The sequence below is a fragment of the Aeromonas sp. 1HA1 genome (assembly GCF_029237385.1).
GTDB lineage: Bacteria > Pseudomonadota > Gammaproteobacteria > Enterobacterales > Aeromonadaceae > Aeromonas > Aeromonas popoffii.
The window spans coordinates 72,231-99,000 of sequence record NZ_JAACGC010000005.1 but is presented as its reverse complement, the minus strand read 5'-3'; the positions used below and the strand labels follow the sequence as shown (position 1 = coordinate 99,000).

General features: G+C 61.7%; 25 protein-coding genes. 9 read left to right on the top strand and 16 right to left on the bottom strand.

Features of this window, described 5'->3' with window-relative positions:
- Positions 1-45 precede the first annotated feature (45 nt).
- From GWQ22_RS03125 to GWQ22_RS03090, 8 genes are all read right to left on the bottom strand, one after another.
- Entirely contained in the window at positions 46-1,155 is a 1,110-nt protein-coding gene (locus GWQ22_RS03125; RefSeq protein WP_244462995.1) for a YeeE/YedE thiosulfate transporter family protein, read from the bottom strand.
- A gap of 124 nt (positions 1,156-1,279) precedes the next feature.
- Complete coding sequence (locus tag GWQ22_RS03120) at positions 1,280-2,815, bottom strand: methyl-accepting chemotaxis protein (protein WP_275929433.1); 1,536 nt, start codon at positions 2,813-2,815, stop codon at positions 1,280-1,282.
- A gap of 476 nt (positions 2,816-3,291) precedes the next feature.
- Complete coding sequence (locus GWQ22_RS03115) at positions 3,292-4,533, bottom strand: MFS transporter (protein ID WP_275929432.1); 1,242 nt, start codon at positions 4,531-4,533, stop codon at positions 3,292-3,294.
- Between the two features lie 11 nt (positions 4,534-4,544).
- A complete protein-coding gene (locus GWQ22_RS03110; protein ID WP_275929431.1) occupies positions 4,545-5,798 on the bottom strand; it encodes a biotin carboxylase in 1,254 nt (417 codons plus the stop codon).
- A complete protein-coding gene (locus GWQ22_RS03105; RefSeq protein WP_275929430.1) occupies positions 5,795-6,985 on the bottom strand; it encodes a hypothetical protein in 1,191 nt (396 codons plus the stop codon). The genes GWQ22_RS03110 and GWQ22_RS03105 overlap by 4 nt, the downstream gene beginning before the upstream one ends.
- A complete protein-coding gene (locus GWQ22_RS03100; protein WP_275929429.1) occupies positions 6,982-8,238 on the bottom strand; it encodes an ATP-grasp domain-containing protein in 1,257 nt (418 codons plus the stop codon). The genes GWQ22_RS03105 and GWQ22_RS03100 overlap by 4 nt, the downstream gene beginning before the upstream one ends.
- A gap of 48 nt (positions 8,239-8,286) precedes the next feature.
- Positions 8,287-9,042 (bottom strand): iron-containing redox enzyme family protein, encoded by a 756-nt coding sequence (locus GWQ22_RS03095; RefSeq protein ID WP_275929428.1) that lies wholly within the window; start codon positions 9,040-9,042, stop codon positions 8,287-8,289.
- Between the two features lie 20 nt (positions 9,043-9,062).
- Positions 9,063-9,326, bottom strand: coding sequence for a 2Fe-2S iron-sulfur cluster-binding protein (locus GWQ22_RS03090; protein ID WP_275929427.1), 264 nt, complete (start codon positions 9,324-9,326; stop codon positions 9,063-9,065).
- Positions 9,327-9,484: 158 nt separating this feature from the next.
- On the opposite strand from GWQ22_RS03090, the gene GWQ22_RS03085 reads away from it, so the two are divergent.
- On the top strand, positions 9,485-10,933 hold the full coding sequence (locus GWQ22_RS03085) for a PLP-dependent aminotransferase family protein (protein ID WP_275929426.1): 1,449 nt from the start codon (positions 9,485-9,487) through the stop codon (positions 10,931-10,933).
- On the opposite strand, the gene GWQ22_RS03080 is transcribed toward GWQ22_RS03085, so the two are convergent.
- From GWQ22_RS03080 to GWQ22_RS03055, 6 genes are all read right to left on the bottom strand, one after another.
- Positions 10,926-11,570 (bottom strand): LysE family transporter, encoded by a 645-nt coding sequence (locus GWQ22_RS03080; RefSeq protein ID WP_275929425.1) that lies wholly within the window; start codon positions 11,568-11,570, stop codon positions 10,926-10,928. The two genes, GWQ22_RS03085 and GWQ22_RS03080, sit on opposite strands and share 8 nt — an antisense overlap.
- Before the next feature lie 116 nt (positions 11,571-11,686).
- Entirely contained in the window at positions 11,687-12,505 is an 819-nt protein-coding gene (locus GWQ22_RS03075) for an AraC family transcriptional regulator (protein WP_275929424.1), read from the bottom strand.
- Positions 12,506-12,572: 67 nt separating this feature from the next.
- Positions 12,573-13,475 carry an EamA family transporter RarD gene (rarD, locus tag GWQ22_RS03070; RefSeq protein ID WP_275929423.1) on the bottom strand — a complete coding sequence of 301 codons (903 nt, stop codon included), beginning with the start codon at positions 13,473-13,475 and terminating at the stop codon, positions 12,573-12,575.
- 125 nt (positions 13,476-13,600) lie between these two features.
- Complete coding sequence (locus GWQ22_RS03065; protein WP_209418464.1) at positions 13,601-13,774, bottom strand: hypothetical protein; 174 nt, start codon at positions 13,772-13,774, stop codon at positions 13,601-13,603.
- 125 nt (positions 13,775-13,899) lie between these two features.
- The gene (locus GWQ22_RS03060; protein ID WP_275929422.1) at positions 13,900-15,396 is read right to left on the bottom strand and encodes an aldehyde dehydrogenase; all 1,497 of its coding nucleotides are present in this window, start codon (positions 15,394-15,396) and stop codon (positions 13,900-13,902) included.
- Positions 15,397-15,598: 202 nt separating this feature from the next.
- On the bottom strand, positions 15,599-16,141 hold the full coding sequence (locus tag GWQ22_RS03055; RefSeq protein WP_042033953.1) for a cupin domain-containing protein: 543 nt from the start codon (positions 16,139-16,141) through the stop codon (positions 15,599-15,601).
- Positions 16,142-16,326: 185 nt separating this feature from the next.
- Here GWQ22_RS03055 and GWQ22_RS03050 point away from each other — a divergent pair, with 185 nt between their 5' ends.
- From GWQ22_RS03050 to GWQ22_RS03025, 6 genes are all read left to right on the top strand, one after another.
- Positions 16,327-17,658: an aspartate aminotransferase family protein gene (locus tag GWQ22_RS03050; RefSeq protein ID WP_275929421.1), complete on the top strand. Its 1,332-nt coding sequence runs from the start codon at positions 16,327-16,329 to the stop codon at positions 17,656-17,658.
- A gap of 110 nt (positions 17,659-17,768) precedes the next feature.
- Positions 17,769-19,265 carry a CoA-acylating methylmalonate-semialdehyde dehydrogenase gene (locus GWQ22_RS03045; RefSeq protein ID WP_275929420.1) on the top strand — a complete coding sequence of 499 codons (1,497 nt, stop codon included), beginning with the start codon at positions 17,769-17,771 and terminating at the stop codon, positions 19,263-19,265.
- 82 nt (positions 19,266-19,347) lie between these two features.
- Positions 19,348-20,103, top strand: a complete 756-nt coding sequence (locus GWQ22_RS03040) for a glutamine amidotransferase (protein ID WP_275929419.1) — start codon at positions 19,348-19,350, stop codon at positions 20,101-20,103.
- Entirely contained in the window at positions 20,100-21,215 is a 1,116-nt protein-coding gene (ald, locus tag GWQ22_RS03035) for an alanine dehydrogenase (RefSeq protein ID WP_275929418.1), read from the top strand. Before GWQ22_RS03040 ends, ald begins: the two co-directional genes overlap by 4 nt.
- Before the next feature lie 118 nt (positions 21,216-21,333).
- Entirely contained in the window at positions 21,334-22,173 is an 840-nt protein-coding gene (locus tag GWQ22_RS03030) for a PfkB family carbohydrate kinase (protein ID WP_275929417.1), read from the top strand.
- Between the two features lie 298 nt (positions 22,174-22,471).
- The gene (locus GWQ22_RS03025; protein WP_042033941.1) at positions 22,472-22,924 is read left to right on the top strand and encodes an Rrf2 family transcriptional regulator; all 453 of its coding nucleotides are present in this window, start codon (positions 22,472-22,474) and stop codon (positions 22,922-22,924) included.
- An 81-nt stretch (positions 22,925-23,005) separates the two neighbouring features.
- On the opposite strand, the gene GWQ22_RS03020 is transcribed toward GWQ22_RS03025, so the two are convergent.
- On the bottom strand, positions 23,006-23,518 hold the full coding sequence (locus GWQ22_RS03020) for a ferredoxin-type protein NapF (protein WP_275929416.1): 513 nt from the start codon (positions 23,516-23,518) through the stop codon (positions 23,006-23,008).
- Between the two features lie 138 nt (positions 23,519-23,656).
- Between GWQ22_RS03020 and GWQ22_RS03015 the strand changes: the two genes are divergently transcribed.
- Together GWQ22_RS03015 and rmuC are read left to right on the top strand one after the other, a co-directional pair.
- The gene (locus tag GWQ22_RS03015; RefSeq protein WP_042033938.1) at positions 23,657-23,872 is read left to right on the top strand and encodes a hypothetical protein; all 216 of its coding nucleotides are present in this window, start codon (positions 23,657-23,659) and stop codon (positions 23,870-23,872) included.
- Positions 23,869-25,209: a DNA recombination protein RmuC gene (gene rmuC / locus GWQ22_RS03010; RefSeq protein ID WP_275929415.1), complete on the top strand. Its 1,341-nt coding sequence runs from the start codon at positions 23,869-23,871 to the stop codon at positions 25,207-25,209. Before GWQ22_RS03015 ends, rmuC begins: the two co-directional genes overlap by 4 nt.
- Before the next feature lie 110 nt (positions 25,210-25,319).
- On the opposite strand, the gene GWQ22_RS03005 is transcribed toward rmuC, so the two are convergent.
- Positions 25,320-26,762: a TrkH family potassium uptake protein gene (locus GWQ22_RS03005; RefSeq protein WP_042033936.1), complete on the bottom strand. Its 1,443-nt coding sequence runs from the start codon at positions 26,760-26,762 to the stop codon at positions 25,320-25,322.
- Positions 26,763-26,770: the final 8 nt, after the last annotated feature.

Here is a 26,770-nt window from a genome sequence, read left to right as displayed (position 1 = left end):
ACACGAACGGGGGGCCTGGCCCCCCGTTGTTTATGCGATGCAGGATCAGAGCTTGAACAGCGGCCGCAGGCGAATGCCGATCAGGCTGCCGGCCAGGGCCATCAGCATCCAGACCCAGCCGTGCAGGCTGCCCGACGCCGTACCATCGAAGAAGCCACCCAGGTTGCATGCGCTGTACATGGCGCCCATCCCCATCAGCAGGCCACCGATGATGGATGCCAGGCTGTTGCCGAGCCGCATCGGGGCGAAGTTGCCGCCCCCGCTGATGCAGCGCGCCAGCATGGCCCCCAGGATGCCGAGCCAGAACATACCGACCATGGGATTGATAAAGAGCGGTTGGGCCAGTTTCGGGTTTCCCTCGAACAGGCCGAACAGGGAGGCGCCGCGCAGCGCCATGTCATAGACGGCGCCCGTGATGGTCCATGCCGAGCCGTGCAGGGCCACCACGCTGGAATTGAGCAGGGCGATGAGAATGCCGCCGGTCAGCACGGTGAAGCGGCTGTCGCGCCAAAACAGGTTGCCACCGCTGAAGAGGGGCTTGAGCTCGCCGGTGCGTTTGAGTTCGCTGTTGCGAAACAGCAGGAAGAGCACGGCGACCAGCGCCAGGTTGAGCAGCATGCCGCTCCAGAGATTGCCGGTGAGGTCTTTGGCCAATACCACATGGCTTGTGAAGGTGGCATCCAGCGTGGGGCGGAACTGGTTGCTGATAAGGGTACCGATGCCGTAGCAGAGCAGCACCAGCCAGAAGCGGGGCTGCCCCTCGCCACAGCCGTAAAGGGTGCCGGTGGCGCAGACGCCCGCCAGCTGCATGCCGATGCCGAACAGGAAGGCGCCGACGATGAAGGGAATGCCGATGGCCATCACGTTGCCCACCATGGCATTGCCAAACAGGGCGTGACTAAAGGAGAGGAGGCCGGTGAACAGCAGGATCTCGATGGCGATGGTGAGCAGGTGAACCCGCACATAGTAACTGTTGCGCTTGGTCAGCATTTCGCGCCAACCGAACACGATGCCGAAGCGGCTGAAGGAGAGGGTGAAGCCGAAGCCGAATCCGATCAGGGCCATCAGGGCCCATTTCATACCAAAGGTGTTGCCGAGCCAGAGTAACGCTCCCCCCGCGAGTGCCACGATGGGGAGCGACCATTTTCGATTCATGTTGTTTCCTGTGCGTCATGAGTGAATGGAAGCCGTGCATCCTATTCCCACATTGAGTCCAATGCTATCGGTTTGGTTGATGGTAAGGATTGCGGGACACGGGGGCTAGCCGTGTCCCAGGTGGTCAATTGCGGAGGTTGGCGGGGGTATCGAGGTGAAAATGCTGGGTCTGTTGGGTCAGGATTCGTGAATGTCGGGCCACGGTATCGGCTTCTTCCGCAGCCTGACGTGCGTTGTCGTTGACCTTGGTTGCGAGCTGTGACATTTCAATGATACTGCCGCTGATCCCGTAGATCCGTGTTTTCTCTTCTCCCATCAGGGTGCTGACCTGGGTGATCCGCAGGCAGATTTCGCCACAGCTCTGCTCGATGCGGGTAATGCTCTGTTTGGCATCTGCAACATGCCCTACCGTCTGCTCGACCCGAGTCAGTTCGGTATCCATTTCACTCACAGCTCTCTGGCTGACATCCTGTATCTTGCCGATGATGGTGGTGATTTCGGTCGTTGCCTCGCCGGTGCGATTGGCCAGTGAACGTACCTCATCGGCAACCACGGCGAAGCCACGCCCCTGTTCGCCGGCGCGGGCCGCTTCGATGGCCGCGTTGAGCGCCAGCAGGTTGGTCTGTTCGGCGATGCCGTGGATTACCCCCGCCAAGCCGGATATCTGCTGGGATAACCCGGCCAGGTCTGCAATGGTGCCAGAGACCTGTTTCACTCCGTGAGCCTGGGCCTGGATTACTTGCTCCACCCCTTGTATGACCAGCCGGGTGGCACTGGCGTGAGCTTCTGACTGGGAAGTCAGGTTGCTGACCTGCTGCAGCTGTGCATCTCCCTCCTGGATCAGGGCATATAGCTGCTCGATGACCTGCTCAACCTGCTTGGCCGCCCCCACTTGGGTTTGGCTATCATCGACATGCTGGCGAGAGAGGGTGGTCAGGCTGGTGGCTTGGTCGTTCAGCGAGCCGGCGCTCTGCTGCAGTGACGCCACCAGCGTTGAAAGCTGATCCCGCATGCTGCCAATCCGTTGGATCAGATCACCGATCGCATCGTTGCCAGGGTTTGGCATGGGGCAGTTCAGCGCACCGGCGGCAATGGCGGCGGTGGCCTTGCCTGCCTCCAGCAGGCGTTGCTGGGTTGGCCGTCCCAACCAGAAGACCAGAGTACATCCCATCAGGGCGGCGAGCAGCAGTAACCAATAGCTCATCCGGGTGGTCTGGGTGAGTTGTTCCAACTGTGCGGTCGCAAATTGGTTGCCATGGGTGACGGTGGCATCCACCCCGACCCGGTGGGCCCTGTATATAGTGTGCAGTTCAGCCGCTATGGCGGTGGCGCGCTCGAGATTGCCCTGCTTGATGGCCGGAATGAACTGACCATTGAGGAGTTGCCAGAAGTGCTCGCCCTGTGTGCGCTGTTCACCAAGAAGGCTCCGCTTGAGATCTTCATCCAGTGCGCTTTCCTGCCAGAAGCGGTTGCGGGTGTTGAAATCCTGCTCCAGGCGGGCGAGGGATTGCAGCAGATTCTCCTGTTCATCTGCCGTGGCATGCAGCAGGGTGTAGACCAGCAGCTGGGACTCAATAAGATAGAGCGGGGGAGGCAATATGTCGGCGACGACATCTTTCCCTTCCCCCATCTTGTCTGCTGCGTTTTTTACCGAGTGCATTCCAAAAAAACTGATTGATATCAATACGATGAATATCAATATGCCCAGCGCTTGACTGAAAAAAAGCGAGCGGTTGTGAATTGCCTTCAACATGTAACCTCCATTCGAATCCCTATCATGGATAGCATAGCCCTATCCTGAGCCGACGCCCTGAAACCTCAGAGACGGCCCGGTCCGGGGTATTTGATGGCTTTTGCGGCAGTGGGGAAGGGCATGGATGGTAGACCAGGCTCAGTGAGAGGGATTAAAACTTGGACACCCACCTTGTCTGCCCACCTCGTCTGGGCGAGTCATAGCCAGGATGGTTGTTGATGGCAGGCGAGTTGCCCAGCGGGAACAGGCCAGTGATGGTTCCCGGCTCGCCAGCACCGAGCGTCCCTCTTGGAATTGGTCCCGACCGCGTCAGGCTACTGGGCAGGTTCATACCACAACAGGCCCATCAGCACTGGGGCCGGCTGAGTGAGGAAGAGGGATCTCTACCTGCGGCCGCCCGCCACCGGTTGAGTCGGCTCGGGCAGTGTCCGAGTGTGGGCGGCATCCGCCAGGGCGCGATAGAGCAGCAGGTATCCCAAGGCGCACACCAGGCTTGCCATCAGGAAGATCTCCTGCACTGCGACTCTGTCCCCCAGCAAGGCGATGATAAGCCCGGCCAGGGGCAGGCTGAGCTGATTGAGCAACACCATCAGGCTGATCACCCTTCCCCTCTGTTGTTCCGCTATCCAATGCAGCCGCTCGGTACGAATAAAGACATTGAACAGACCGCATAGGCCGTAGCTGAGACCGCATCCTAGCAGATACCAGCCGAAACTCGGGGCCGTGGCCATGATCAGGCCTCCGGCTAGGATCAGCAGGAAGGCGAGCTGTCCTATCCAGTAGACGGCGACCCGGCGCAACAGCCATGGCATCAGCAGGAAGGCACCGATGGAGATGAGCCCCATGGTGAGCTGGACGCTGGCCAGGGTCTGATCGCTTTGACCAAACAGTCCAAGGGTCATGGGGGCTGCGGTGGCGAGCGCCAGACCGACGATCAGGTTGACCAGCATGGCGAGTCCGACCAGGCGCAGCAGTATGGGCTGGGCCAGCAGAGCGCCGAGCCCGACCCGAAGCTCGGGCAGCAGGGCCCGGTTGCCGGCCAGGGGGCTGGCTGCGGGAGCAGCACCCCTGGTGAGTCCCAGCACCCCGGTGGCACTCAGGGCGAAGCCCAGGGCGCATCCCCAAATCAGCTGGGTGGCCGGCAGCCAGATGAGCAGGGTGGCTGCCAGGGCGGGGCCGAGCACGCTGGCCCCGTTGTTGGTGACCTGCAGCCAGCTCTGGGCCTTGGCCATGTCGGCCGGGGTGACCAGTTGAGGCAAGGTGGTCTCGAGGGCAATGAAGGCCTGGGCATAGCAAAAGGCGCATAGCGCCATCATCACCATGATGGGAGCCATGCCGCTGCCAGGCCACAGCGTCATGATGAGCGCAGTGACGACACAGGCCGCCGCCCTCAGGCCGTCGGCCAATATGTAGACTCGCCGCCCGCCGACCCGATCGGCAAACACACCGGCCAGAGGGAGGGAGATGAGGCGGGGTAGCCATTCGATGAAGAAGGCCAGCCCGGAGAGGGCGACGCTCCCCGTGCTGCGATAGACCAGAAGGGGTACGGCAAACTGGAGGATCTGATCGCCGAGTCCGGACAGCATGCGGGAGCCCAGAAAGACGGAGAAGCGCATTCCCTGCATAGACGGACTCCTCAGCAGTGGACGACCGGCTGGTCGCAGGCGATCAGGGTGCCGGTCTCAATGGCGTCGGCCAAGGCATCGAGCTGGGCCAGCAGGGTCGGGTAGTCGGCGTGGTGTAACACTATCTGGCCCATGAAACCTCCATTGTCGGTCACCCTGGTGCTGACTCTCTCCCCCGAGGCCTTGCTGTAGCTGCCCTGATGCAATGTGATGCCCAGTGCCTGTGCGAGCTGCGGGATATCGGCCTGGCGGCTCAGCGTCCCGCTCTGGCGGGGGCGCAACATGCGGATCCCGCTATAGCCCAGCTGGCGTGGAAGGGTTGTATGGGTCTGGCCCGTGCTGGCCCAGTGCAACCAGCGCTGCCAGGGATCGAATGCATCGAAGCTGAGGGCGGCGAGATCCCAGATGTGCATGCCGGCTGGCCGCATGTTGCTCTCCACCGCGCTGGCCCCCTGCTCGCGCAGGAATAGCTCGTTGTGATAGGCCCCCCACTCCTTTGCCAGCAGCTGACGCATGAAGCCCCCGGCCTGATTGAGCCAGCGGGTTTGCTCCGAGGTGAGTCGGGCCGGCACTATCTGCTGGTACTCGGCGCGGTACTCCCCTTGGGTGGTGTGCTTCTCGGTCAGCCAGCGACAACCGGCCACATAATCCCAGCTAAATTCCCGCGCCGTCTCGATGAGGGGCTCCATCATGATGCCGCTGGCGTGATAGGGGGCCAGCTCCGCCCAGACGGAGGCACAGTCGGTGTGCGCATGGACCGCCATGCAGCCCCGGCTGTTGCCCTCGGCCACGGGCTTGATGAAGCCCTTGCCGCCGAGTTCCTCCCGGGTTGCGACCAGGGTCTCCAGGCTGTCGATAGCCCGGGCCGTCAGGGGCAGATAGTGATCCGGGGCGGGTACTTCGGCCTCCATGGCCCGAAAGCGTCGCTTGTCCAGGCCCGCCAAGGCCGCCTCTGGTTGGGCGCCGGGCAGCAGGTAGTGCTGGGCCAGCATAGCACCGAGCGGTACCCCTCGATCGGAGAAGGGGAGTATACCTATTGGCGTCATGGCTGCCTCTGCCAGGGCTTGGCATACCTGCGGCAGAGCGGGGTCCTGGCCGAGATCCGCCTGGATCACCAGGTCGGCGGCCTGCCAGTCTTGCAGGCTGGCCCGTTCCACCACCAGCACCAGCTGGCAATCAAATTGGTCGTGAGCCAGTTGGCGGAGCTTGGCGACATCATAGATGCGCACATTGTTGTAACCGACGATGACGTAACAGGGGTTCATGCTGATGCCTCCATCCGCGCTGGCGGGGTTAATTTGTATTCCACTCGGGTCTGCTTCAGCAGGGCGCCGAGGGCCTGGGGCAAGGTCTCCTCCCGGCCATGGACTATGCCGGACAAGGGGGTGGCGCCGGTGGCATAGCTGATGCTGCCGGGACGCACCATTTTGGGCTCCGCCTGATGCCAACTGTGCAACAGATCGCTCCAGCAGCCGTGGTCGAAGTGGATGTGTTGGGCCTCACCCGTGTGGTGGGCCGGGTAGACGAACCAGCCGTAGTGGATGTCACTCAGTGGGACGGCATGCTGGGTGATCTTCCCGTGGAGCTGGTATTGCAGGTCGATGTGGTAGAGGTTAAGCCCGGTCCTCAGGGCGAAGGTATCGGCGACCCCGGCCCCGCCGACCCGGCAGGCTGTCTCGAGGAAATGAACCCGGCCCGCCTCATCCTGGATCAGCTCGAAGTGAAAGCAGCCCTGTTCCTGACCCAAGGCGGCCAGGGTCTGGCGTAGCAGGTTTTCCATCTGCGGCTGGGGGGCTATCTGGACCGAGCCCAGAGGGGCGCCCCCTGCGTAGTCGAGGCAGTTACCCACATAGCGGCTGGTGATGGACTGTATGACATGACCATCGCTCAGAAAACCGTCCAGATGGCAGATGCTGCCAGCAATGAAGGCCTCCACGAAGTAGTCGTCGGGGCGAGTCAGGAGTCCGATGGTGTCGAGCATTGTCTGCCGATCCCCCATCACTATCCCTGTGCTAGAGGCTTCCAGCCTGGGTTTCAGCACGAAGCAGCCAAGGCTATCCGGCAGGTTGGCAAATGCCTCAAGTGACCAGAAGTCGGGCTGAGGGATGCCGGCAGCGCGGCAGCGAAGGCGCATGGCCCACTTGTCGCGCAGGGGCAGTATGGCCGCCGGGCGATCCCCCGGGATGGCGAAGCGCTCTCGTAGCAGGGCGGCCGCCAGCAGTTCGTATTCGGATCGGGCGATCAGCCGATCGGCCCCGTGCAGCTGGGGAGCGTATTGGCGGGCCAGTTCCTCGACCTCGAAGCTGGCGACCTCATGATGGTGACTCCCGGCGGGAAGGTCTGCCTGGCCGCCGGGCAGGCAGAGGTAATCCACCCTGTGTGCGCAGTGGTCTATCACCTGGTCATAACGGATCTTGCCGTAGGGTAACCGGTGCAGGATGACGATGTTCATGCTTGATACTCCACCTGGAAGTGGTGCGCCGTGCTGGCGACGAAGTCAGAGAATTTGTGGTGTGGCAGTGCTGAGATGTCCCAGAGCGCCTGACCGATGAAGATCTCCCGCGCTATCTCCGGCAGGCGATCCCCCTCCTGTACAAACAGGCGCTGATCGAGCAGGGGGGCCTCGTTACCGCTCTGGGGCTGGATACGCGACAGGGTGCGACCACTCTGACCGAAGAAGACACGAAAGAAGCTGCGCCGGTTCAAGGGAGGCGCTGGCTGGAGCGGCTGGGATAGCAGGCTGTCTAGCCAGAGGGAGAGCAGGTCTACCCCGGCGTGATGCCTGGTGCTCTCCAGTATGTAGGCGCCGCCGATGCGCGGGTTGATTTCGACAATCTCCCATCCTTGCTCTTCGGCAAACTTGGCCTCGATATGGAACAATCCCGTAGTGATTTCTAGGCTCGCCAGACACCGGGCCACGAACGTCTTACCCTCCGCTAACTGCGCTGGTTGCATCGAGACGGGGGGGCAAACGCAGGCGTTCTCCAACACGGTAAAACCCTGTTGGTGCATGTCTATTTTTTCATGGATTGCCAGTACCTGAACCTGCCCTTTCGCCACTATGACCTCGAAGCAATACTCGGAGCCCCTGATCAGGTCTTCGATGATGAATTCCGGTTCCTCCTTAAAGACACCGGCATAGGCCTGATCGGTACAGGCCTGTTGCCACAGCTCTTCGAGCTGGCTCGGTTGATCCAGCTTGTCCGCCCGGAATGCGCCGAATGAGGCAAGCCCGGTTCTGGGCTTGATAAAGAAGGCGCTACGATCGCTGAGCCTTTGCCACAAGGTGTCGATGAGCGGGTGAGCCTGCACCCGGGAGAGTCTGTCTCTGTGCAGCCAGCGTCGCATGGTCAACTTGTCTCGCAGCCGGGTTACGCTGGTCACGTCGAGGTCGGTTGCGCCGAGTAGTCCATTGGTCTGTGCCATGAGCTCACGATAGCCATCCCATACCGAGATACAGGCCAACAGGGTGATCTCGCCGGGCAGCCGTGCCAAGTAAGCCTCTATGTCCTGCATGGTCAGAGCATAGTCATCCGTGATCTCAAGCTGGCTTACCCAATCCAGCCAGGGGGGAGTGATCGCGCGCGATGGGCGGGAAGATAGGACATAACAGTCGAGCCCTCGGGCTGCCAGCTGTTGTTGCAGTGGTGCGACCATGGAGAGCAGTTGGTGGGACAGGATCAGGACACCTGTGCGTGAATTCATGGGGTCACTCCTTGGGAGGGGGCATGATGGACAGGCCCCACTCTGTGCTTATGCGGCTTGGCCTGTAGGCTGGCCATGCTTCTCGTACAGCTCCACGAAGAACAGCTTGAGCAGTTCCTGGATTTCGCTGAAGTAGCGCTTGATGTCGGCGATGTCCTGCTCGCTCTCGATGAGCAAATGCAAGATGTCCCACATCTCCTGGGTGTGATCTTCCACCAGGTCGGTGTTTAGGTGGGCAGCCTGGCCGGCAATCTTGTCTTTGCCCAGGGAGTCGGCCATGGCGGCAATCTGCTTGGGGGTGATCTTCTGAGTGGTGTATTCGACCAGATAGCTGTAGCAGACTACGCCGAGGGGCTTCTCATGTTCGGCTACGAAATAGAGGTAACCCGCCAGCAGCCGGGTGTAGAAACTGGGTTCGGTACGATAGATCTCTTCCTGAGTGACGCCGATCCGCTCTGCATCCTGAATGAACAAGGTGTCGTGCAGCATCTCTTCATCCTGATAGGCTGCATAGCGCTGGGCGGCTTCGGCATTGATGCGGCTGATCTTGTGCAGGTTGTTACACTGGGCGCTTCGTATCAGGCGGATGCGCCAGGCGTGCTCCATGAGGGTTTGGCGATAGTAGGGCAAGTTGACTTCAGCCCCCTCTAGGTGGCGTGCGAAGGGAACGGTGCGATTCCATTCGTCTATCTTGGTGTCGAGGAATGCGTCCAGCTCTCGCTTTACCTTGTTGCTTTCCTGAAGAGAGAGCAGTGGTTTACGACGAACGATGGCACGGTCAGTGATGCGGTTTTTCAATTCCATGTGAGAGTCCTCGGGTTGATTTAGCGAAGAATGACGTCGCCAAGCACCTTGCATTGGCAGGCTAGGCGCAGGTTGGTATCGGTTTGTTTCGTCAGCGCAAAAAGTCGCTGCTCCCTGGGTGTCAGGGCAGATAGCTGCTCCAGCCCTTCGACGACATTTATGGTGCAGGTACCGCAATTGCCGGCGCGACAGGCGAACCGGATATGCTCGTCCATGTCGAGCAGGCGGATCGGATTGGGCGAGTCGATGACGACACCGCTTTCCTGAAAAGTGATGCTTGGCATAGTTGAATTCCAGCAGATAGGGGGCCAGGCCGTGGATAGGGCCTCATTTGCTGGGGCAACTCTAATCTCGCCACACATGGGGGGGAAGGGAAGGGCGATATTCATTTGGCCTTACTTTACCGGTACAGTAGCCGGTAAAGTTGCTCAAGGAGGTAGCCATGATGATCCCTGCGTTGGCATTCAAGCCGAGGGAGCCCAAGGTGGTTCAAATCACGGACCACCTCGGCCAGTTGATCCGGGATGGCGTCCTGCCAATGGGGGTACGGCTCCCCTCCATCCATACACTGACGCGTCAGTTTGGGGTGAGCAAATTCACCGTGGTGGACGCCCTGGACAGGCTTAAAGGCCAGCAGCTGGTCTATGCCAGCCAGGGGCGCGGCTATTTCGTCTCCCGCCGAGGCCCCGTACCGGATAGTGACAGTCTGGGGAAACTGCTGCCCCAGGATTTTCTGAGCGTCTCCCGGCGCGCCCTGATAGGCGAGCAGGGGGCGAGCCGTCCCGGCTGCGGTTTCTTGCCTGCGGACTGGCTCGATAATGACAATCTTCGCCAGGCCCTGCGCCAGGTGAGTCGACAGCCCAACCTCAGACTGGCCGAATACGGGGATGCAGCCGGCTATCGCCCCCTGCGCGAGACCTTGAGGGAGAGGCTGGCCGTGTTCGGCATGGTGCTGACCCCGGACCAGCTGGTGACCACGGCTAATACCATGCAGGCGCTGGATTTGCTGTTGCGGTTGCTGCTGCGCCCAGGTGATGCCGTGCTGGTGGATGATCCCTGTTACTTCAATTTCCACGGTATCCTGAGCCTGCATGGCGCCCGGGTACTATCTCTGCCCCGAACCCCGGATGGGCCCGATCTGCTGCTGCTTGAACGCTGGCTCATGGAGGAGAAGCCACGGCTATATCTCACCTCCGGCTTGCTGCACAATCCCACGGGTCAGTCGCTCTCGCCTGCCCAAGCGTTCAGCCTGCTGGCACTCCTGTCCCGCTGGGATTGTCACCTGATCGAGGATGACCTCTATGGGGACCTGCTCGGGGAGAGAGTGCCCCGGCTGGCCAGCATAGGGGGATGGGAGCGAGTGACTTATGTGTCGGGTTTTTCCAAGCTGCTCAGTGCCAACCTCAGGTTGGGCTTCGTCGCAGCCAGCCCGGCCCTTGCGGCCAGCCTCGCCGGTCTGAAGCAGGTGTGCGGCGGGGTGACCATGGAGATAGGGGAGCGGATGCTGACGGGGTTGCTGCGGGACGGCCACTACGACCGCCAATTGCGCCGGATCCGGCAACGTTTGTGTGATGCGGGGAGGCGAGTTGATGACTGGCTGACGGGGCTGGGCTGCCAGCTGGAGTTTGATGGCCAGGGGGGCCTGTTTCGCTGGGTACGGCTGCCGGACGGGGTCAACAGCGAGACTCTGGCCCAGTCGGCTCTGGCCGAAGGGATCGCCCTGGCCCCGGGATCCCTCTTCACCCGCGGTAAGGAGGGGCACCACTATATGCGGCTTAACCTTGCCCACACAGACCACCCCGAACTGATGGAGCGGTTGGGCCGGCTGCTGCAAGAGGCAGGGAAAGGGTCGACTTGGCCCCCTGGAGGAGGCCCGCTCCTTCTTAAGTGATGAGCACCGTCAGTTGCTGGGCCATACCGGTCAGGATGGAGAGGCTGACGGCGCCGAACAGCAGACCCGTGACCAGATTGAGCGGGCGCTGGATACGACCAAGCAGGCGTTGGGCCCGCGGGGTGGATAGGCTCCAGGCCAGCACGCCGAACCAGACCAAAGAGAGCAGGAACAGCTCCAGCACCAGCAGGCCGCGCGTCAGGCCGTCCACCTGCGGCGTCACCATGGCCGCCAGCAATCCCATGAAGAACAGCAGTGCCTTGGGATTGAGCAGATTGGTGGCAAGCCCGCTCCCTATCCCCTTGCGCCAGCCCTGCTGCTCTCCGCCAGCCTTGAGGGCCAGTGTTGCCGAGCTGTGCCAGGCGGCCTTGAGCGCTCCCCAGCCGAGCCAGCCCAGATAGAGGGCGCCGACCACCTTCACCGCCATGAACAACCAGGGATGTTCGGCGATCAGCAGGCTGATGCCAGTCAGGCTGAGGGTGGCGTGTACCAGAATCGCCAGCGCTATGCCGAACGCGGCCCCCAGGGCCGTGGGTCTGTGCAGACTGGTGCGCAGGATCAGCGCGAAGTCCGGTCCCGGGCTCGCCAGGGCGACAAGATGGATGAGACCTATGGTCAGAAACAGGCTGGTGAACATGGCAAAACCTCAACGACAGTATGAGGGGGAAGCATGGGGGATCAGGGCTGGGGGAGATTGTAAAAGATTGCATCTGCTGACGGTCATCAGCTGGTTTGGGCTGTCATGGTCCTTATCTAGCCGGGCTGGCCCGTAAAAGATTGCATCTGTTGGCGGTAGTCCGCCGGGGTGAGCCCGAATGCCTGTCGAAAACCGTGGTGAAAGTGGCTCTGGTCGAAGAAGCCGACCGCCAGTGCCACGTCGCTCACCGGCAGACCGCTGCCGAGCAGGCGCTTGCCCTGCTCCAGTCGCAGCCGTTTGAGCCAGGCATAGGGGGTCATGCCGGTCTTTTTCTTGAACTGGCGCAAGAAGGCGAAGCGATCCAGCCCGAACAGGGCGGCCAGATCTTCCAGACTGTGGCGTTCATCCAGGCGGGCCAGCAGATAGTCACGCAGGTATCTGAGCTGTGGATCCGCCAGGGCGTGGCGCTCAGGTGCGATGTGCAGCAGTTCGCCGAGCAGCCCGAGCAGCTGACTCTCCGCCAGCAGGCCGTCCGGTTGGGGATTATCCAGATACATGTGCAGCTGGGCGAAACCCTGATAGAGGTCGGGGCGGCTCTGCAAGCCCTTGTCGAAGAAGGGTTCAGGGCTATCTGGCAGCCAACGTGCCAGCTGTTCGGGATCAATGGCAAACACCCGCACCTCGTACCCTTCTGGCTGCAGGCTGAGGCCGTCGTGCATTTCGTCCGGGTTGACGGTGGAGAGTTGGCCGCGTACCAGATGGTGGCTGCTGCCCTTGTGGATGAATTTCTGGCCGCCCTGCTGCACCAGACCAATGTGATAGTCCAGGTGAACGTGGCGGCCATAGCTGAACTCCCTGTGGTGGGAGTGAGAGAGTTCAACCCCCGGCAACAGCCGGGATTGCCAGTAGTGGATGCGGGATGGGGGAGGGCTCATCGACTATTGATAACCTGAAATCCGAATGTTGGCTTGTAGATTATTGCAGCGTCGATGAGCCATGGCATCAACTCTGGCTGGCCGCCCTGCGCCGCTTGCCGCTGCGCAACCCGTCCAGACTGAACAGTACAAGCGCACTCCAGATGCAGCCGAAGGTGATCAGCTTGTCCAGCGCCAGCTCTTCCCCGTAGAGAGTGACCGCCAGTATGAACATCAGGCTGGGGCCTATGTACTGGAAGAAACCCAGGGTGGAGAGTTTGAGCCGGGTGGCGGCGGCGGTGAAGCAGAGCAGGGGCGCCGTGGTGACTACACCGGCGGCGATCAGCAGCAGGTTCAGTTGCCAGCCGTTTTCTGTCATGTGACTGGTGGGGCTGTCGGCGAATCCCCACAGGTAGATGGCGGCCGGCGGCAGCATGATCATGGTCTCGATCAGCAGGCCCGTGAGGGCATCGAGAGCCAGCTTCTTGCGGATGAGGCCGTAGATGGCAAAGCTGGAGGCCAGCACCAGCGCAATCCATGGCAGGGAGCCGAAGGCGATGATCTGGACGGCGACACCGATCACCGCCAGTCCCACTGCCCACCACTGCAGGCGGCGCAGCCGCTCGCTCAGGAACAGCATGCCGAGCAGCACGTTGAACAGCGGATTGATGTAGTAGCCGAGGCTGGCATCCAGCATGTGGCCGTTGTTGATGGCCCAGATAAAGAGCAGCCAGTTGCCGCCGACGGTGACCGAGGTAAAGGCCAGGGTGAGCAGCACTTTTGGCTGGCGCAGCACGGCCTGCACCTTGTGCCACTGGCGGCCTAGCAAGGTCAGCACCATCAGCAGGACGCAGGACCAGATCATGCGATGGGTCAGGATTTCGGGGGCCGGTACGGCTGAGATGGTCTTGAAATAGATGGGGGCGAGGCCCCAAAGGGTATAGGCGCACAAGGCATAGATGATGCCCTGACGCTGAGCTTGTTGCTGCATGCGGATAACCTTCACTGGAGAGTCGGATGCTGGAAAACATCGAAAAAAATCAGTGTAGCGATCCTTTTGGAGGGAAAGAAGTGAATAAATGATAATCAGCGGATTTTAACGACAGGCTTCTCTGCTCAGCGGCCCCCACCGCGACGGATCTTCTCGACGTCCGCCAGCAACCACAGCATGAGTGCGATGGCGGAGATCCATGGACCCCAGGTCACATAGGCCTCACCCTGTCCCAGCAGGTAGAACAGCAGCGGCAGTCCTATCACCAGAAACAGTACACTTCCCAGAAAAAATAACATTTTTATCTTTATATTTAATGGCTTGTCTATTTGATGATTATATCGATTGGGGCGGGCGATGAAAGGGTAAAAATGAAAAAGGAGGATTTCTCCTCCTCTTTCGCGGATGTCCGTCATTTCTGATGTTATTCGAGCTGGATCCAGGTGCTTTTCAGCTCGGTGTATTTCTCCAGCGCATGCAGCGACTTGTCGCGGCCATTGCCTGATTGCTTGAAGCCGCCAAATGGCATCGTCATGTCGCCGCCATCCCAGTTGTTGACGAACACTGTGCCGGCGCGCAGGGCGCGGGATCCCTTGATCGCCTTGTTGAGATCCGTCGTCCAGATAGCCGCAGCCAGACCGTAGTCGGTGTCGTTACCCAGCGCGATCGCCTCTTCCAGGGTATCGAAGCCGGTCACCGCCAGCACGGGTCCGAAGATCTCTTCGCGGAAGATGCGCATCTCGGGCGTCACCTCGTCGAAGATGGTGGGCTCGATATAGAAGCCGCCGCTCTCGGTGTTGGTGCGGTTGCCGCCCAGCAGCAGCTTGGCTCCCTCCTGCTTGCCAATCTCGATATAGCGCAACACCTGCTCCATCTGGATGTGGTCCACCATGGCGCCGATGCGGGTGGCAGGGTCGAGCGGGTCGGCCGAAATCCACTCCTTGGCATGGGCCAGCAGCCGCTCCATGAACTGCGGTTTGATGCTGTTTTGCACCAGCAGGCGAGAGGCGGCGGTGCACACCTCGCCCTGGTTGTAGAAGATGGCGCCAGCGGCACTTTTGGCGGCGGCGTCCAGATCCGGCGCGTCCGCCAGTATGATGTTGGGGCTCTTGCCACCGCACTCCATAAAGGCACGCTTGAGGTTGGACTTGCCGGAGCACTCCACCAGATGTTTGCCGATCTTGGTGGAGCCGGTGAAGGTGATGCAATCCACGTCCATGTGCATGGCCAGTGCCTCGCCCACGGTATGGCCAAAGCCCGGCAGCACGTTGAAGATCCCATCCGGAATGCCCGCCTCTTTCGCGATCCCGGCGATGCGCAGGGCGGTGAGGGGCGACTTCTCTGAGGGTTTGAGGATGACGGAGTTGCCGGTGGCCAGCGCCGGGCCCAGCTTCCAGCAGGCCATCACCAGCGGGAAGTTCCAGGGCACTATGGCGGCGACCACCCCGAGCGCTTCACGGGTCACCAGTGCCAGCGCGGACTCTTCCACCGGGGCGACCTGATCGTAGATCTTGTCGATGGCCTCGGCGTTCCAGGCGATGCAGTTGGCAGCGGCGGGGGCGTCATACCCCATGGCATCGCCAATGGGCTTGCCCATGTCCAGTGACTCCAGCAGCGCCAGCTCCACCTTGTTCAGGCGCATCAGCTCGGCGAAGCGTTGCATGATCAGCTTGCGTTGTTTCGGGGCCAGCCCGCTCCAGCGTTTGTCACTGAAGGCGGTGCGGGCGGCTTGCACCGCCAGCTCGGCATCGGCGGCGTCGCAGGCGGCGACCTTGGTCAGCAGCTGGCCATTGGCCGGGTTGATGCAGTCGAAGGTGGCGCCATTGATGGCATCCCGGTAGCTGCCGTCAATGAAGGCTTGCGAGGGCAGGGTCAGATGGACGGCCTTGTGTTGCCACTGGGCCAGGGTCAGGTCACTCATGTTCACTCCTTGAACCGGCAAAGAATTGGTCTTTGCGTATCAATATGCTAAACATCTTGCCGCTTGTAAATCCATCCTGTAACAATTCATTAAACACTTGTCCCTTTCTCCCCGGCAATGACGGCCATCCTTGTCACTCGCCATGAGCGAGAAACCGGCCGGGGCAAGGTGCAGCGATCGGCGTGAACGCCGTTGAATGGCCTTAGAAACTGGCCGGGGTGTTGGCGGAGATCAGCTCGCACTCCTGCTCGCCCACGTTGCGAAAACGGTGCGGGGTGCGGCTGTCGAAGTAGTAGCCATCACCCGCCGCCAGCTGGTGGATCTGCTCGCCGACGGTGATCTCGACCGTGCCGCGGATGACGATGCCGCACTCTTCTCCCTCATGGCTCAGCATGTCGTCACCCGTGTCGGCACCCGGCGGCAGTATCTCCTGCATCATGCCGATGGCACGGTTGGCGCGGCTGTGGCCAATCAGCCGGTAGCTGATGGGATGGGTGCCGAGATCCGGCATGTCGCTGGCGCGGAAGATCACCTCGGTGCCCATCTCGGTCTCCTCGGTGAAGAAGCTGGCGAGCGACATGGGGATACCTTCCAGCACCTTGCGCAGTGAGGATACCGAGGGGCTCACCTGATTTTTCTCGATCTGGGAGATAAAACCGTTGGTCACACCGGAGCGTTTGGCCAGCTCGCGCTGGGAGAGGGCCGCCTTGGTGCGAACCGCCTTGAGGCGGTGACCTATATCCATCAATAGACACTCCTTGACTGTTTACTATTATTAAAATTGTGTTAAATATCTTATACCATCCTGCTCATGTATCAGCCAAGGGTGGCACCGAATGGGGCTATTATGAGCCCCTTTTTAGGAATTTAGGTGTTTAATTTAATAGGCGTTAGCCGATAGTTACTAAACACCTTAAGGATGAGGTGACCATGAAACCGATCAGCGACATCAATACGCCCTCCGATATGTCCGCCTTCTGGATGCCGTTTACCGCCAACCAGCAATTCAAGGCGGCGCCGCGCATCCTGAAGTCGGCAGAGGGGATGTATTATCACTCAGAGGATGGCCGCAAGATACTGGATGGCACAGCCGGGCTCTGGTGTTGCAACGCGGGCCATGGTCGCCGCGAGATTGCCGAGGCGGTCTCCCAGCAGATTTCTCACCTCGACTTTGCCCCCACATTCCAGATGGGGCATCCCCTGCCGTTCGAGCTGGCCAATCGGCTGGTGGAGATAGCCCCCAAGGGGCTGGGCCATGTCTTCTATACCAACTCGGGCTCGGAAGCCGTGGACACGGCGCTCAAGATTGCGCTGGCCTGGCAGCGGGCGCGGGGTCAGGGTACCCGCACCCGGCTGATTGGCCGCGAGCGCGGCTATCACGGGGTCGGCTTCGGCGGCATCTCGGTGGGGGGCATTCCCGGTAACCGCAAGTGGTTCGGCTCCCTGTTGACCGGGGTAGATCATCTGCCTCATACCCTCAACATCGCCAAGAACGCCTTTACCAAAGGGCTGCCCGAAGAGGATGTGGCGCTGGCCGACGAGCTGGAGAGGATCGTCTTCCTGCACGATGCCAGCAACATAGCGGCTGTCATCGTCGAACCCATCGCCGGCAGTACCGGTGTCATTATGCCACCCAAGGGCTACCTCAAGCGACTGCGGGAGATCTGTACCAAACACGGCATCCTGCTGATCTTCGACGAGGTGATCACCGGCTTTGGCCGCCTCGGCTCCCCTTTCGCCGCTCAGGAGTTCGATGTCCTGCCCGACATGATCACCTGTGCCAAGGGGCTCACCAACGGCGCTATCCCCATGGGGGCCGTGCTGGTGAGCAATGGTATCTATGACGACATGATGGCCGCCGGCAAGGGCGCCATCGAACTGTTCCACGGCTACACCTACTCGGGTCACCCGGTGGCCGCCGCCGCCGCGCTGGCGACCCTCGAGATCTATCGCAACGAGAATCTGCTCACCCGCGCCGCCGATCTGGCGGGCTACTGGGAGGAGGCGGCCCATTCCCTCAAGGGCTGCAAGCATGTGAAGGATGTGCGCAACTATGGACTGGTGGCGGGCATCGAGCTCGAATCCCTGCCGGATGCACCGGGCAAGCGTACCTATGAGGTGTTCGTACGCTGCTTCGAGAAGGGGGCGCTTGTCCGCGTCACCGGCGACATCATCGCCCTGTCGCCGCCCCTCATCATGGAGCGCAGCCAGATCGACGATCTCTTCACCCTGCTGCAGGACGTGTTGCAGACGCAGGCGTAACCCACTTTCACCTTACACTGCATGGCGCCCCGGATGTGGGCGCTATCTCCCTGTGCCCGGCTCGCGTGAGACGGCGCAGGGAGAGACGGATTAGCCATCACGGAGGATTTATGACATATCGGGTCAGCAACTTTATCAACGGCGAGACGACGGAGAGTCGCAGCGAGCGCTTCGGTGCCATCTTCAACCCGGCCACCGGCCAGCAGCAGGGTCAGGTGGTGCTCAGTACCGCCGCCGAATGCGACGAGGCCATTGCCATGGCAGCGCGCGCCTTCGCCGACTGGTCGCAGACCCCGCCGCTGGTGCGGGCCCGGGTGCTGTTCCGTTTCAAAGAGCTGATGGAGCAGCACAGGGATGATCTGGCCCGGCTCATCAGCCGCGAGCACGGCAAGGTCTTCTCTGATGCCCAGGGCGAGCTGACTCGTGGTCTCGAGGTGGTGGAGTTTGCCTGTGGCATTCCCCACCTGCTCAAGGGGGAGCACTCTCTCAACGTGGGCCGGGGGGTCGACAGCTACTCCATGATGCAGCCGGTGGGGGTGTGCGCCGGCATCACGCCGTTCAACTTCCCGGCCATGGTGCCGCTCTGGATGTTCCCGGTGGCCATCGCCTGCGGCAACACCTTCATTCTCAAGCCTTCCGAGAAGGATCCCTCCCTCTCGCTGCGTATGGCCGAACTACTCAAGCAGGCCGGTCTGCCGGACGGCGTGCTCAACGTGGTCAACGGCGACAAGGAGGTGGTGGACGTGCTGCTGACCGACTCGCGGGTCGGCGCCGTCTCTTTTGTCGGCTCTACCCCCATCGCCCAGTACATCTACGCCACCGCCTCGGCCCACGGCAAGCGGGTGCAGGCGCTGGGCGGCGCCAAGAACCACATGCTGGTGATGCCGGATGCGGATCTCGACCAGGCGGTCTCAGCCCTGATGGGGGCGGCCTATGGCGCTGCCGGTGAGCGCTGCATGGCGATCTCGGTGGCCGTGGTGGTGGGGGATGAGACAGCCGATACGCTGGTGGCAAAACTTTCGCCACTGGTGGCGCAACTCAGGGTCGGCCCGGGGCTGGGTCAGACCCCGGAAAACGAGATGGGGCCCCTCATCAGTCGCGAGCATCTGGCCAAGGTGCGCGATTATGTGGATCAGGGGGTGGCCGAGGGGGCTCTGCTGCGGGTCGATGGTCGCGGCGTGAGTCATGGGGAAGGCTACTTTATCGGCGGCAGTTTGTTTGACGAGGTGACCCCCAACATGCGCATCTACCGGGAGGAGATCTTCGGCCCCGTGCTTGCCATAGTGCGGGCCCCGGATTACGAGACGGCGCTCAAGCTCATCAACGAACACGAGTACGGTAACGGCACCGCCATCTTTACTTGCGACGGTGATACGGCGCGGGACTTCACCGCCAGGGTTCAGGTCGGTATGGTAGGGGTGAACGTCCCTATCCCCGTGCCCATGGCGTTTCACAGCTTCGGTGGCTGGAAGCGGTCCATCTTCGGGCCGCTCAATATGCATGGGCCTGATGGGGTGCGCTTCTACACCCGGATGAAGACGGTGACGGCGCGCTGGCCACAGAGCCTGCGTGCTGGCGCGGAGTTCTCCATGCCGACCATGAAGTGACGCGCAGGCACGCTGACATGGCCAACCTATTGCCCCCGCAGGCCATCGTTCTGCGGGGGTAACCTCTGTAAAGGAGTGACAGATGCGACTGGGAATTCTCGATTGTGACCGGCTGGATCCCGATTTGGCGGGTGATTTTGGCCCTGTTTACTCCGAGATGTTTATCAGGGGCTTTCGGGCCCTGGCCCCCGAGCTGGAGTTTCGGGTCTGGTCGGCGCTCGATGGTGAGCTGCCGGACGACCTGCACGGGTGTGATGCCTGGCTCATCACTGGCTCGCGCCACGATGCTTACAGCGATATCCCCTGGATCCAGGCGCTGCGGGCGTGGATCCGCCAGGCGCACGATGCCGACGTCAAGCTGGCCGGGGTCTGCTTCGGCCATCAGGTGATCGCCCAGGCGCTGGGTGGCGAAGTGGTGAAGTCTACCAAGGGGTGGGGGCTGGGGGTGTCGGTGCATCCCATGCTGGCGAGCGGAGCCTGGATGCAGCCCGGGCTGGATACGATCCGGATCCTGGCCAGCCACCAGGATCAGGTCGAGCAGCTGCCACCGGGCGCGATCCGGCTGGCGGGCAACGATTTTTGCCCCAACTTCATGTTCTTGCAGGGGGATCATATCGTCGCCATTCAGGGTCATCCGGAGTTTTCGGTGGAGTACAACCGGGCGTTGATCGAGCGGCGGCGGGACTTCCTGTCCGATGACCGCTATCAGCGCAGCCTCTCCTCGCTGGAGGGGGAGGTGGACTCGGCTACCATGATGCAGTGGCTGTTGCAATTTTTGGGCATACTGCCCGGTGGCGAAGGAGCGGCCGGCGGGATCACAGCAGGAGAGCGAGCATGATTATTGGCGTACCCAAGGAAATCAAAAACCATGAATACCGGGTCGGCATGACTCCCGCCGGAGTGCAGGAGCTGGCGGCCCGGGGACACAAGGTCCTGGTACAACAGCAGGGCGGTGAGGCGATCGGATTGTCCGATGCCGAGTACCAGGCGGCCGGGGCCGAGCTGGTGGTCAGCGCGGCGGAGATATTCGCCCGGGCAGAGATGATAGTGAAGGTGAAGGAGCCCCAGCCCGAGGAGTGCGAACTGCTGCGCCCGGATCAGCTGCTGTTCACCTATCTGCACCTGGCGCCGGATCCGGTGCAGACCCAGCTGCTGGTGCATTCGGGGGTGGTGGCCATCGCCTACGAGACGGTGACCGACGAGCGCGGCGGCTTGCCGCTGCTGGCGCCCATGTCCGAGGTAGCGGGGAGGATGGCGATCCAGGCCGGGGCCCACAGCCTGGAGAAGGCGCAGGGGGGCAATGGCACCCTGCTCGGTGGCGTACCCGCAGTGGCGCCCGCCAAGGTGGTGGTGCTGGGCGGCGGGGTAGTCGGTGTCAACTCGGCGCGCATGGGGCTGGGGTTGGGGGCCGATGTCACTATCCTGGATCGTTCCCTGCCACGGCTACGGGAGCTGGACAGTCTGTATGGTCCGGCCCTCAAGACCCTCTACTCCACCCGCACCAATATCGAGGCTTGCATCGCCCAGGCGGATCTGGTGATCGGCGCCGTGCTGATCCCGGGGGCGGCGGCGCCCAGGCTGCTGACCCGCGACATGCTCAAGCTGATGCGCAAGGGTTCTGTGCTGGTGGATGTGGCTATCGATCAGGGCGGCTGTTTCGAGACGTCCCACCCGACCACCCACGAGGATCCCACCTATGTGGTGGACGGCATCATCCACTACTGCGTGGCCAACATGCCGGGTGGCGTGGCGCGTACCTCCACCTTCGCCCTGACCAATGCCACTTTGCCGTTCGTGCTGGCACTGGCCGACAAGGGCTATGTCCAGGCGCTCAGGGATGACAAGCACCTGCGGGCCGGTCTCAACGTGTTCAAAGGCAAGGTCACCCAGGCCGCGGTGGCCCAGGCGCTCGGCTACGAGTACGTCAGCGCCGAGTCCGTACTGGGCTGACACAGCGGCGTAAAGCCGGCCGGCAAACGTCGAGCGGGCTCACAAACCCCGCGATTTCAGGGAGGGCCGTCAGGGCCCTTTCTCATATACTGGGGTCCCTTGTCAGTGAGGTCTCTCCATGTCCCGTATTCTGCTGCTCGCCAATCTCAACTGTGATCATGTGCTCTCCCTCTCCGAACCTCTGGTGGCCGGAGCCCGGCTGCAATACGTGGATCAGGGGCGCCGGCTGGGGGGCGGCGCCGCCAACACCGGCATAGGGCTGGTATGGGCGGGCCACGAGGTGACCATAGCCTCCCGCATCGGACTGGATGAGGCGGGCGACTGGCTGCTGGAGCAGGCGGCGGGTTACGGGTTGGACTGCTCTCATGTGGAGCGCTTCGGTGGCGCAACAGGCGAGCTGCTGATCCTGGTGGACGCCACCGGCGAGCGCACCATCCTCAGGCGGCCGCGTCGCCCCGATCTACCCGGCGACTTGCCGGTGGAGGGGGTGGACTGCCTCTACGTGAACTATCCCGGCACCGCCATCATCGGCTACATGCGCCAGATGCTCGGCAAGAGCTTCGTGGTGGCCCAGTATCCCAAGGGTGGGCAGGCGCGCCGCCCCTGCCACGTGCTGGTCGCTTCCCGCTCCGATCTCGGCGAGGTGGGCGACCCCTGGCAGCATGCCAGGCAGCTGGCGGGAGATCAGCTGGAGTGGCTGGTGCTGACCGAAGGCAAGGCGGGGGCCGTGGCCATTCACGGCGAGGAGCAGATCCGGGTGGCGGCGCGGCCGGTGTCCGTGGTCGATACCACGGGGGCGGGGGATGCGTTCGCCGGTGGCCTCATTCATGGTCTTGCCCGTGGCATGGCGATCCAGGATGCTTTGCAGTGTGCGGTGGATTGGGGGGCTTTTGCGGTCGCCTCCGAGAGTTCGATTCCCTCCAGTGCCTTGAAAAACTGGCTCAGGCAGCCCCACTGAATCCTGAAGCAAGGTGTCGTATGGAGTGGTCCGATCCCCTCGGGTGTTGAGGGAGGACAGGCGAGTTTAGCCGCCAAAAATGCCCCAAACCTTGGACTAAGCCTGCAAGTTTGCGATCAATCAAAGAAAGTGTCGATTTATGTGCATCTTCATCGACACCCGCCTGAGCTGCTCTTAACCTTGTCACTCCACGACTCAGATTAAGATGCGTGCTCCGTGCAAGCGCAAGCGCGGCCCCGCCTCTTAGCTTTAGGTTGTCGTCCTGATTTCTGGCTTGTAGTAAGAGGCAAGTGCGACCATGCAACTGACACGATTTACCGACTATGCCCTGCGTACCCTGACTTTTTTGGCGGTTCAGCCGGGAGATCGCCTGTCGACCATCACGGAGGTGGCCGATACCTTTGCCATCTCCCGCAACCACGTGGTCAAGATAGTGCATCAGCTCGGCATCAAGGGCTACATAGAGACGGTACGTGGCAAGCATGGCGGCATCCGCCTCGGTCGCTCCGCCGTCTCCATCAACTTGCGCGATGTGGTGATGGACATGGAGCACGTGCTCTGCCCGGTTGATTGCAAGCGCGAGAACTGCCGCCTCTCCGGTGGCTGCCGCATTCAGGGCATTCTACGGCGCGCCATGAATGCCTTCCTCGAGGTGCTGGGGGAATATACCCTGGCCGATGCGGTGCGGGATCCGACCCGTCTCTGCCACTTGCTCGGTATCGAACAGGATTCCACTCTGGTCATGGCATAAACGCTGTGGGGGACTGACAAAGGGGCCTTGGTGCCCCTTTGTGCTTTCTGGTGTTTTTTGAGACCAGGGTGGCGGATCGGGTCAGAGCTGGGGGATCAGGGTGATGGCACCATGGAAGCAGGCGAGACCGCAGGCACCACAGCCATCGCACGCCGCCATGTTGACGCTGACGCCGTCGGCGGTGGCCTTGATCGCCAGCTGGGGGCAGGCATCTTCACACAGCAGGCAGTAGAAGCCCTGTTTGGCCTGACAGCTCGCCTCTATCTGCACCCGGGTCTGCACCTGGCGTCCCCATTGCAGGTCGAGGGCTCCGGTCGGACAGGCTCTGGCGCAGCTGCCACAGTAGCTGCACTGGCCGCAGGCGAGATCCAGCACAGGGGTGCCAGCGATGGCAGTGCCCTCGTATTCGGATTGGCTTGCCGGTTTGAGCAGGCGGTTGGGACAGGCCTTGAAGCATTCACCGCAGCGGGTGCAGAGGGAGAGGTACTGGGACTCTTCGATGGCCCAGGGCGGGCGTGCCTCGTGACAAACCACGTCCGGTTTGCGGGAGCCCCCCAATGCGTGCATCAGCCATCGACAGAAAAAATGAGTCATGCCCACCCCTTATACCTATTAGGGGTTAATTTTATCCAAGTTTTCGCTGGCAAGCCAGAGAATAGCGCGGGGCAGGATCGCAAGCCGGGTTGCCCTTGTGTAAGCTAGGCGAGTCTTTTTGCGGGATTGAATGAACTCATGTGGTTATTTCTGTGGCGTGCGTCTCTGTTGTATATCTTCCCCCTGTTGATGTGGGCCTACTGCCGCATCAAGGATATCGGGTTCGCCGAGCTCGACACCGGGGTTAACAGTCACAAGTGGGTGGTACTGGCGGCCTACCTCCTCTATGTGCTGATCTGGCTATTGCTCAACCGTTACCTCGAGCTCTTCCTGCGTCAGCGGGGCCGTAAATGATCGACCTGGCGAGCTGGGGGCCGGCACTGCTGGTCGCCCTGATCGCCCTCGGGGTTGGCTGGCTGGCGGGGCGACGTGCCGCCAGCGCACAGGCGCAGGCGTTGTTGCTGAGCCAGGAACGTCACCAGGTGTTGCAGGATCGCTTCGACGAGCTGCAGGACGAGCGGATGCAGGGCCAGCAGAAGCTGGATCAGCAGCAGACTCTGCTCATCAAGCTCACCGCCCGCCTCAAGGATGCCGAAGCCACCCTGCGCAGTGAACGGCTGGCCGCCGCCGAGAAGCTGCAATTGCAGCGGGACGCCGAGCTGCGTCTCAGCCAGCAGTTTGAAAACCTCGCCAACCGGATTTTCGAGCAAAACTCCGGTAACTTCCGCGAACTGAACCAGAACAGTCTCGATCTGCTGCTGACTCCGCTCAAAGAGCAGCTCGAGGGCTTTCGCCGTCAGGTGGGAGAGACCCACGCCCAGGAGACGGCCCAGCGCCACAGCCTCAAGTTCGAGCTGGAGCGCCTTGCCGAGCTCAATGCCCGTATGACCGAAGAGGCGGCAGCTCTGACCCGCGCCCTCAAGGGCGACAGCAAGCAGCAGGGCAACTGGGGTGAGGTGGTGCTGGCCCGAATTCTCAGCGAATGCGGCCTGCGCGAGGGTCACGAGTACCACACCCAGGTCAACATAGAAGTGGACAAGGGCAAGCGCTATCAGCCTGACGTGATAGTCCACTTGCCTCAGGAAAAAGACATTATCATAGATGCCAAGGTGTCGCTGACCGCCTACGAGCGCTGGTACAACGCCGACGACGTGCTGGAGAAGGCAGTGGCGCTGAAGGAGCACGTGGCCTCGGTGCGCAACCATATCCGCGAGCTGGGCCGTAAGGATTACCAGCAACTGCCGGGGGTACGCACCCTCGACTATGTGCTGATGTTTGTGGCGGTGGAGCCGGCCTTCCTCACCGCTCTGGAGGCCGATCCCTCCCTGGTGCGCTACGGCCTCGACAACAACATACTGCTGGTGAGCCCCACCAACCTGATGGTGGCGCTGCGCACCATCGAAAACTTGTGGCGCTACGAGCGGCAGAACCAGAATGCTCGCCAGATTGCCGAGCGGGCCGGGCGCCTCTACGAGAAGCTGCGGCTGTTCGTGGAAGAGATGCAGCAGATGGGGGGGAGCCTGCACAAGGCGCAGGAGAGTTACGACAAGGCGATGGGGCGGCTGGTCAACGGCCGAGGCAACCTGATCGCCCAGGCCGAGCGCTTTCGCGAGCTGGGGGTCGAGGTGACCAAGACGCTGCCCGAGCCGTTGGTCAACCGCGCACTGGAGCGGGAAGAGTCTGCCGAGTGAGGCAGAGGGTCCCGCACAGCATGAGATGAAGAAGGGCAGCCATTGGCTGCCCTTCTTGCATTTCCTCACCCGAGTCTGGCCGGGCAGCGTCGCAGCCTTGATTGGCGGCGCTACTGCTTCCAGAAGGAGGGGAAGAAGATCACGGCCACCGTCAGGATCTCGAGCCGCCCCAGCAGCATGCCGAACGACAGTATCCACTTGGCCGAGTCCGGCAGGGTGGCAAAATTTCCACTGGGACCAATGATGGGGCCCATGCCCGGGCCTACGTTGGCCACCGCCGTGATGGAGCCCGAGATGGCCGTCAGGGGATCCAGCCCGATGGCGGCGAGCAGGGCGGCGATAAGCAGTATGACGGCGAAGTAAGCCAGCACGAACGAGATCATGGAGCGGATGATGGCGTCGTTGACCTGGCGACCGTTGTACTTCTGCGGAAAGACGGCGGAGGGGTGCATCAACTGGCGCATTTGCTTCTTGAACAGGGCGAACGCCACCTGTACCCGGAATACCTTGAGGCCGCCGGCGGTGGAGCCGGAACAGGCGCCCAGTGCCAGCAAGATGATAAAGATGATGCTGGTGAGCGGCCCCCAGGTGCCAAAATCGCCGAGGCCATACCCAGTGGTGGTGAGCACAGAGACGATATTGAAGCTGCTGACGCGCAGGGCATCCATAAAGCCGTAAATGTCTCTGATCCACAGGTAGAGGGTGACCACGATCGTGACCCATACCACCAGCCAGAAGAAACCCTGAACCTGGGCATCCTTGAGCAGGCTGGTGTCACGGTGACTCAGGCTCTGCACATAGAGCAGGAAGGGCAGGCCGCCGAGGAACATGAAGAGGGTGCCGATCCAGTGTGCCGAGTTGGAGAAGTGCGACATGGATTGATCCGAGGTGGAATAGCCCCCGGTACTGAGAGTGGTCATGGTGTGGTTGACCGCCTCGAACAGCGTCATGCCGCTTACCCAGTAGGCGAGGAAGCAGCACATGGAGAGCACCAGATAGACCACCACTATGTTGTTGGCCACCGTCTTGGCGCGCGGTGCGCTCTTGTCCGACCAATCCGAGCTTTCGGTCTGGAACAGCTTCATGCCGCCCACGTTGAGGTAGGGCAGCACAGCCACCGCCATCACGATGAAGCCCACGCCCCCCAGCCACTGCAGTATTGATCGCCACAGCAAGATGCTGTGGGCCATGTCGTCGAGCCCTGACAGTACGGTGGAACCCGTGGTGGTGACGCCGGACATGGTCTCGAAGTAAGCGTCAGTGAAGTCGATGTGGTTGAAGAAGAAGAAGGGCAGAGCCCCGAAGATGCAGGCGACTACCCAGACAGAGGTGGTGAGCAGGAACATCTCGCGCACGCCGAGGTGAAACTCTGCCTTGCGACCGTGGTGCAGGCAGAGCAGGGCGGCACCGTGGGTGATCAGCACGGATTTGAGGAACTCGACGAAGCCCTCGGAGCCGGTGAGCAGCGCCAGCAGGGTGGGCAGCCACATGAACAGGGCCAACTTGGAGAGCACCAGCCCTAGGGTGAAGATGATGGGACGCAGCTTGATCATGCAGGATA

Bases quoted from the DNA above. Each gene is read 5' to 3' on its own strand.
- GWQ22_RS03125 (WP_244462995.1), bottom strand. From the start codon at position 1,155: ATGAATCGAAAATGGTCGCTCCCCATCGTGGCACTCGCGGGGGGAGCG.
- GWQ22_RS03120 (WP_275929433.1), bottom strand. From the start codon at position 2,815: ATGCACTCGGTAAAAAACGCAGCAGACAAGATGGGGGAAGGGAAAGAT.
- GWQ22_RS03115 (WP_275929432.1), bottom strand. From the start codon at position 4,533: ATGCAGGGAATGCGCTTCTCCGTCTTTCTGGGCTCCCGCATGCTGTCC.
- GWQ22_RS03110 (WP_275929431.1), bottom strand. From the start codon at position 5,798: ATGAACCCCTGTTACGTCATCGTCGGTTACAACAATGTGCGCATCTAT.
- GWQ22_RS03105 (WP_275929430.1), bottom strand. From the start codon at position 6,985: ATGAACATCGTCATCCTGCACCGGTTACCCTACGGCAAGATCCGTTAT.
- GWQ22_RS03100 (WP_275929429.1), bottom strand. From the start codon at position 8,238: ATGAATTCACGCACAGGTGTCCTGATCCTGTCCCACCAACTGCTCTCC.
- GWQ22_RS03095 (WP_275929428.1), bottom strand. From the start codon at position 9,042: ATGGAATTGAAAAACCGCATCACTGACCGTGCCATCGTTCGTCGTAAA.
- GWQ22_RS03090 (WP_275929427.1), bottom strand. From the start codon at position 9,326: ATGCCAAGCATCACTTTTCAGGAAAGCGGTGTCGTCATCGACTCGCCC.
- GWQ22_RS03085 (WP_275929426.1), top strand. From the start codon at position 9,485: ATGATGATCCCTGCGTTGGCATTCAAGCCGAGGGAGCCCAAGGTGGTT.
- GWQ22_RS03080 (WP_275929425.1), bottom strand. From the start codon at position 11,570: ATGTTCACCAGCCTGTTTCTGACCATAGGTCTCATCCATCTTGTCGCC.
- GWQ22_RS03075 (WP_275929424.1), bottom strand. From the start codon at position 12,505: ATGAGCCCTCCCCCATCCCGCATCCACTACTGGCAATCCCGGCTGTTG.
- rarD (WP_275929423.1), bottom strand. From the start codon at position 13,475: ATGCAGCAACAAGCTCAGCGTCAGGGCATCATCTATGCCTTGTGCGCC.
- GWQ22_RS03065 (WP_209418464.1), bottom strand. From the start codon at position 13,774: ATGTTATTTTTTCTGGGAAGTGTACTGTTTCTGGTGATAGGACTGCCG.
- GWQ22_RS03060 (WP_275929422.1), bottom strand. From the start codon at position 15,396: ATGAGTGACCTGACCCTGGCCCAGTGGCAACACAAGGCCGTCCATCTG.
- GWQ22_RS03055 (WP_042033953.1), bottom strand. From the start codon at position 16,141: ATGGATATAGGTCACCGCCTCAAGGCGGTTCGCACCAAGGCGGCCCTC.
- GWQ22_RS03050 (WP_275929421.1), top strand. From the start codon at position 16,327: ATGAAACCGATCAGCGACATCAATACGCCCTCCGATATGTCCGCCTTC.
- GWQ22_RS03045 (WP_275929420.1), top strand. From the start codon at position 17,769: ATGACATATCGGGTCAGCAACTTTATCAACGGCGAGACGACGGAGAGT.
- GWQ22_RS03040 (WP_275929419.1), top strand. From the start codon at position 19,348: ATGCGACTGGGAATTCTCGATTGTGACCGGCTGGATCCCGATTTGGCG.
- ald (WP_275929418.1), top strand. From the start codon at position 20,100: ATGATTATTGGCGTACCCAAGGAAATCAAAAACCATGAATACCGGGTC.
- GWQ22_RS03030 (WP_275929417.1), top strand. From the start codon at position 21,334: ATGTCCCGTATTCTGCTGCTCGCCAATCTCAACTGTGATCATGTGCTC.
- GWQ22_RS03025 (WP_042033941.1), top strand. From the start codon at position 22,472: ATGCAACTGACACGATTTACCGACTATGCCCTGCGTACCCTGACTTTT.
- GWQ22_RS03020 (WP_275929416.1), bottom strand. From the start codon at position 23,518: ATGACTCATTTTTTCTGTCGATGGCTGATGCACGCATTGGGGGGCTCC.
- GWQ22_RS03015 (WP_042033938.1), top strand. From the start codon at position 23,657: ATGTGGTTATTTCTGTGGCGTGCGTCTCTGTTGTATATCTTCCCCCTG.
- rmuC (WP_275929415.1), top strand. From the start codon at position 23,869: ATGATCGACCTGGCGAGCTGGGGGCCGGCACTGCTGGTCGCCCTGATC.
- GWQ22_RS03005 (WP_042033936.1), bottom strand. From the start codon at position 26,762: ATGATCAAGCTGCGTCCCATCATCTTCACCCTAGGGCTGGTGCTCTCC.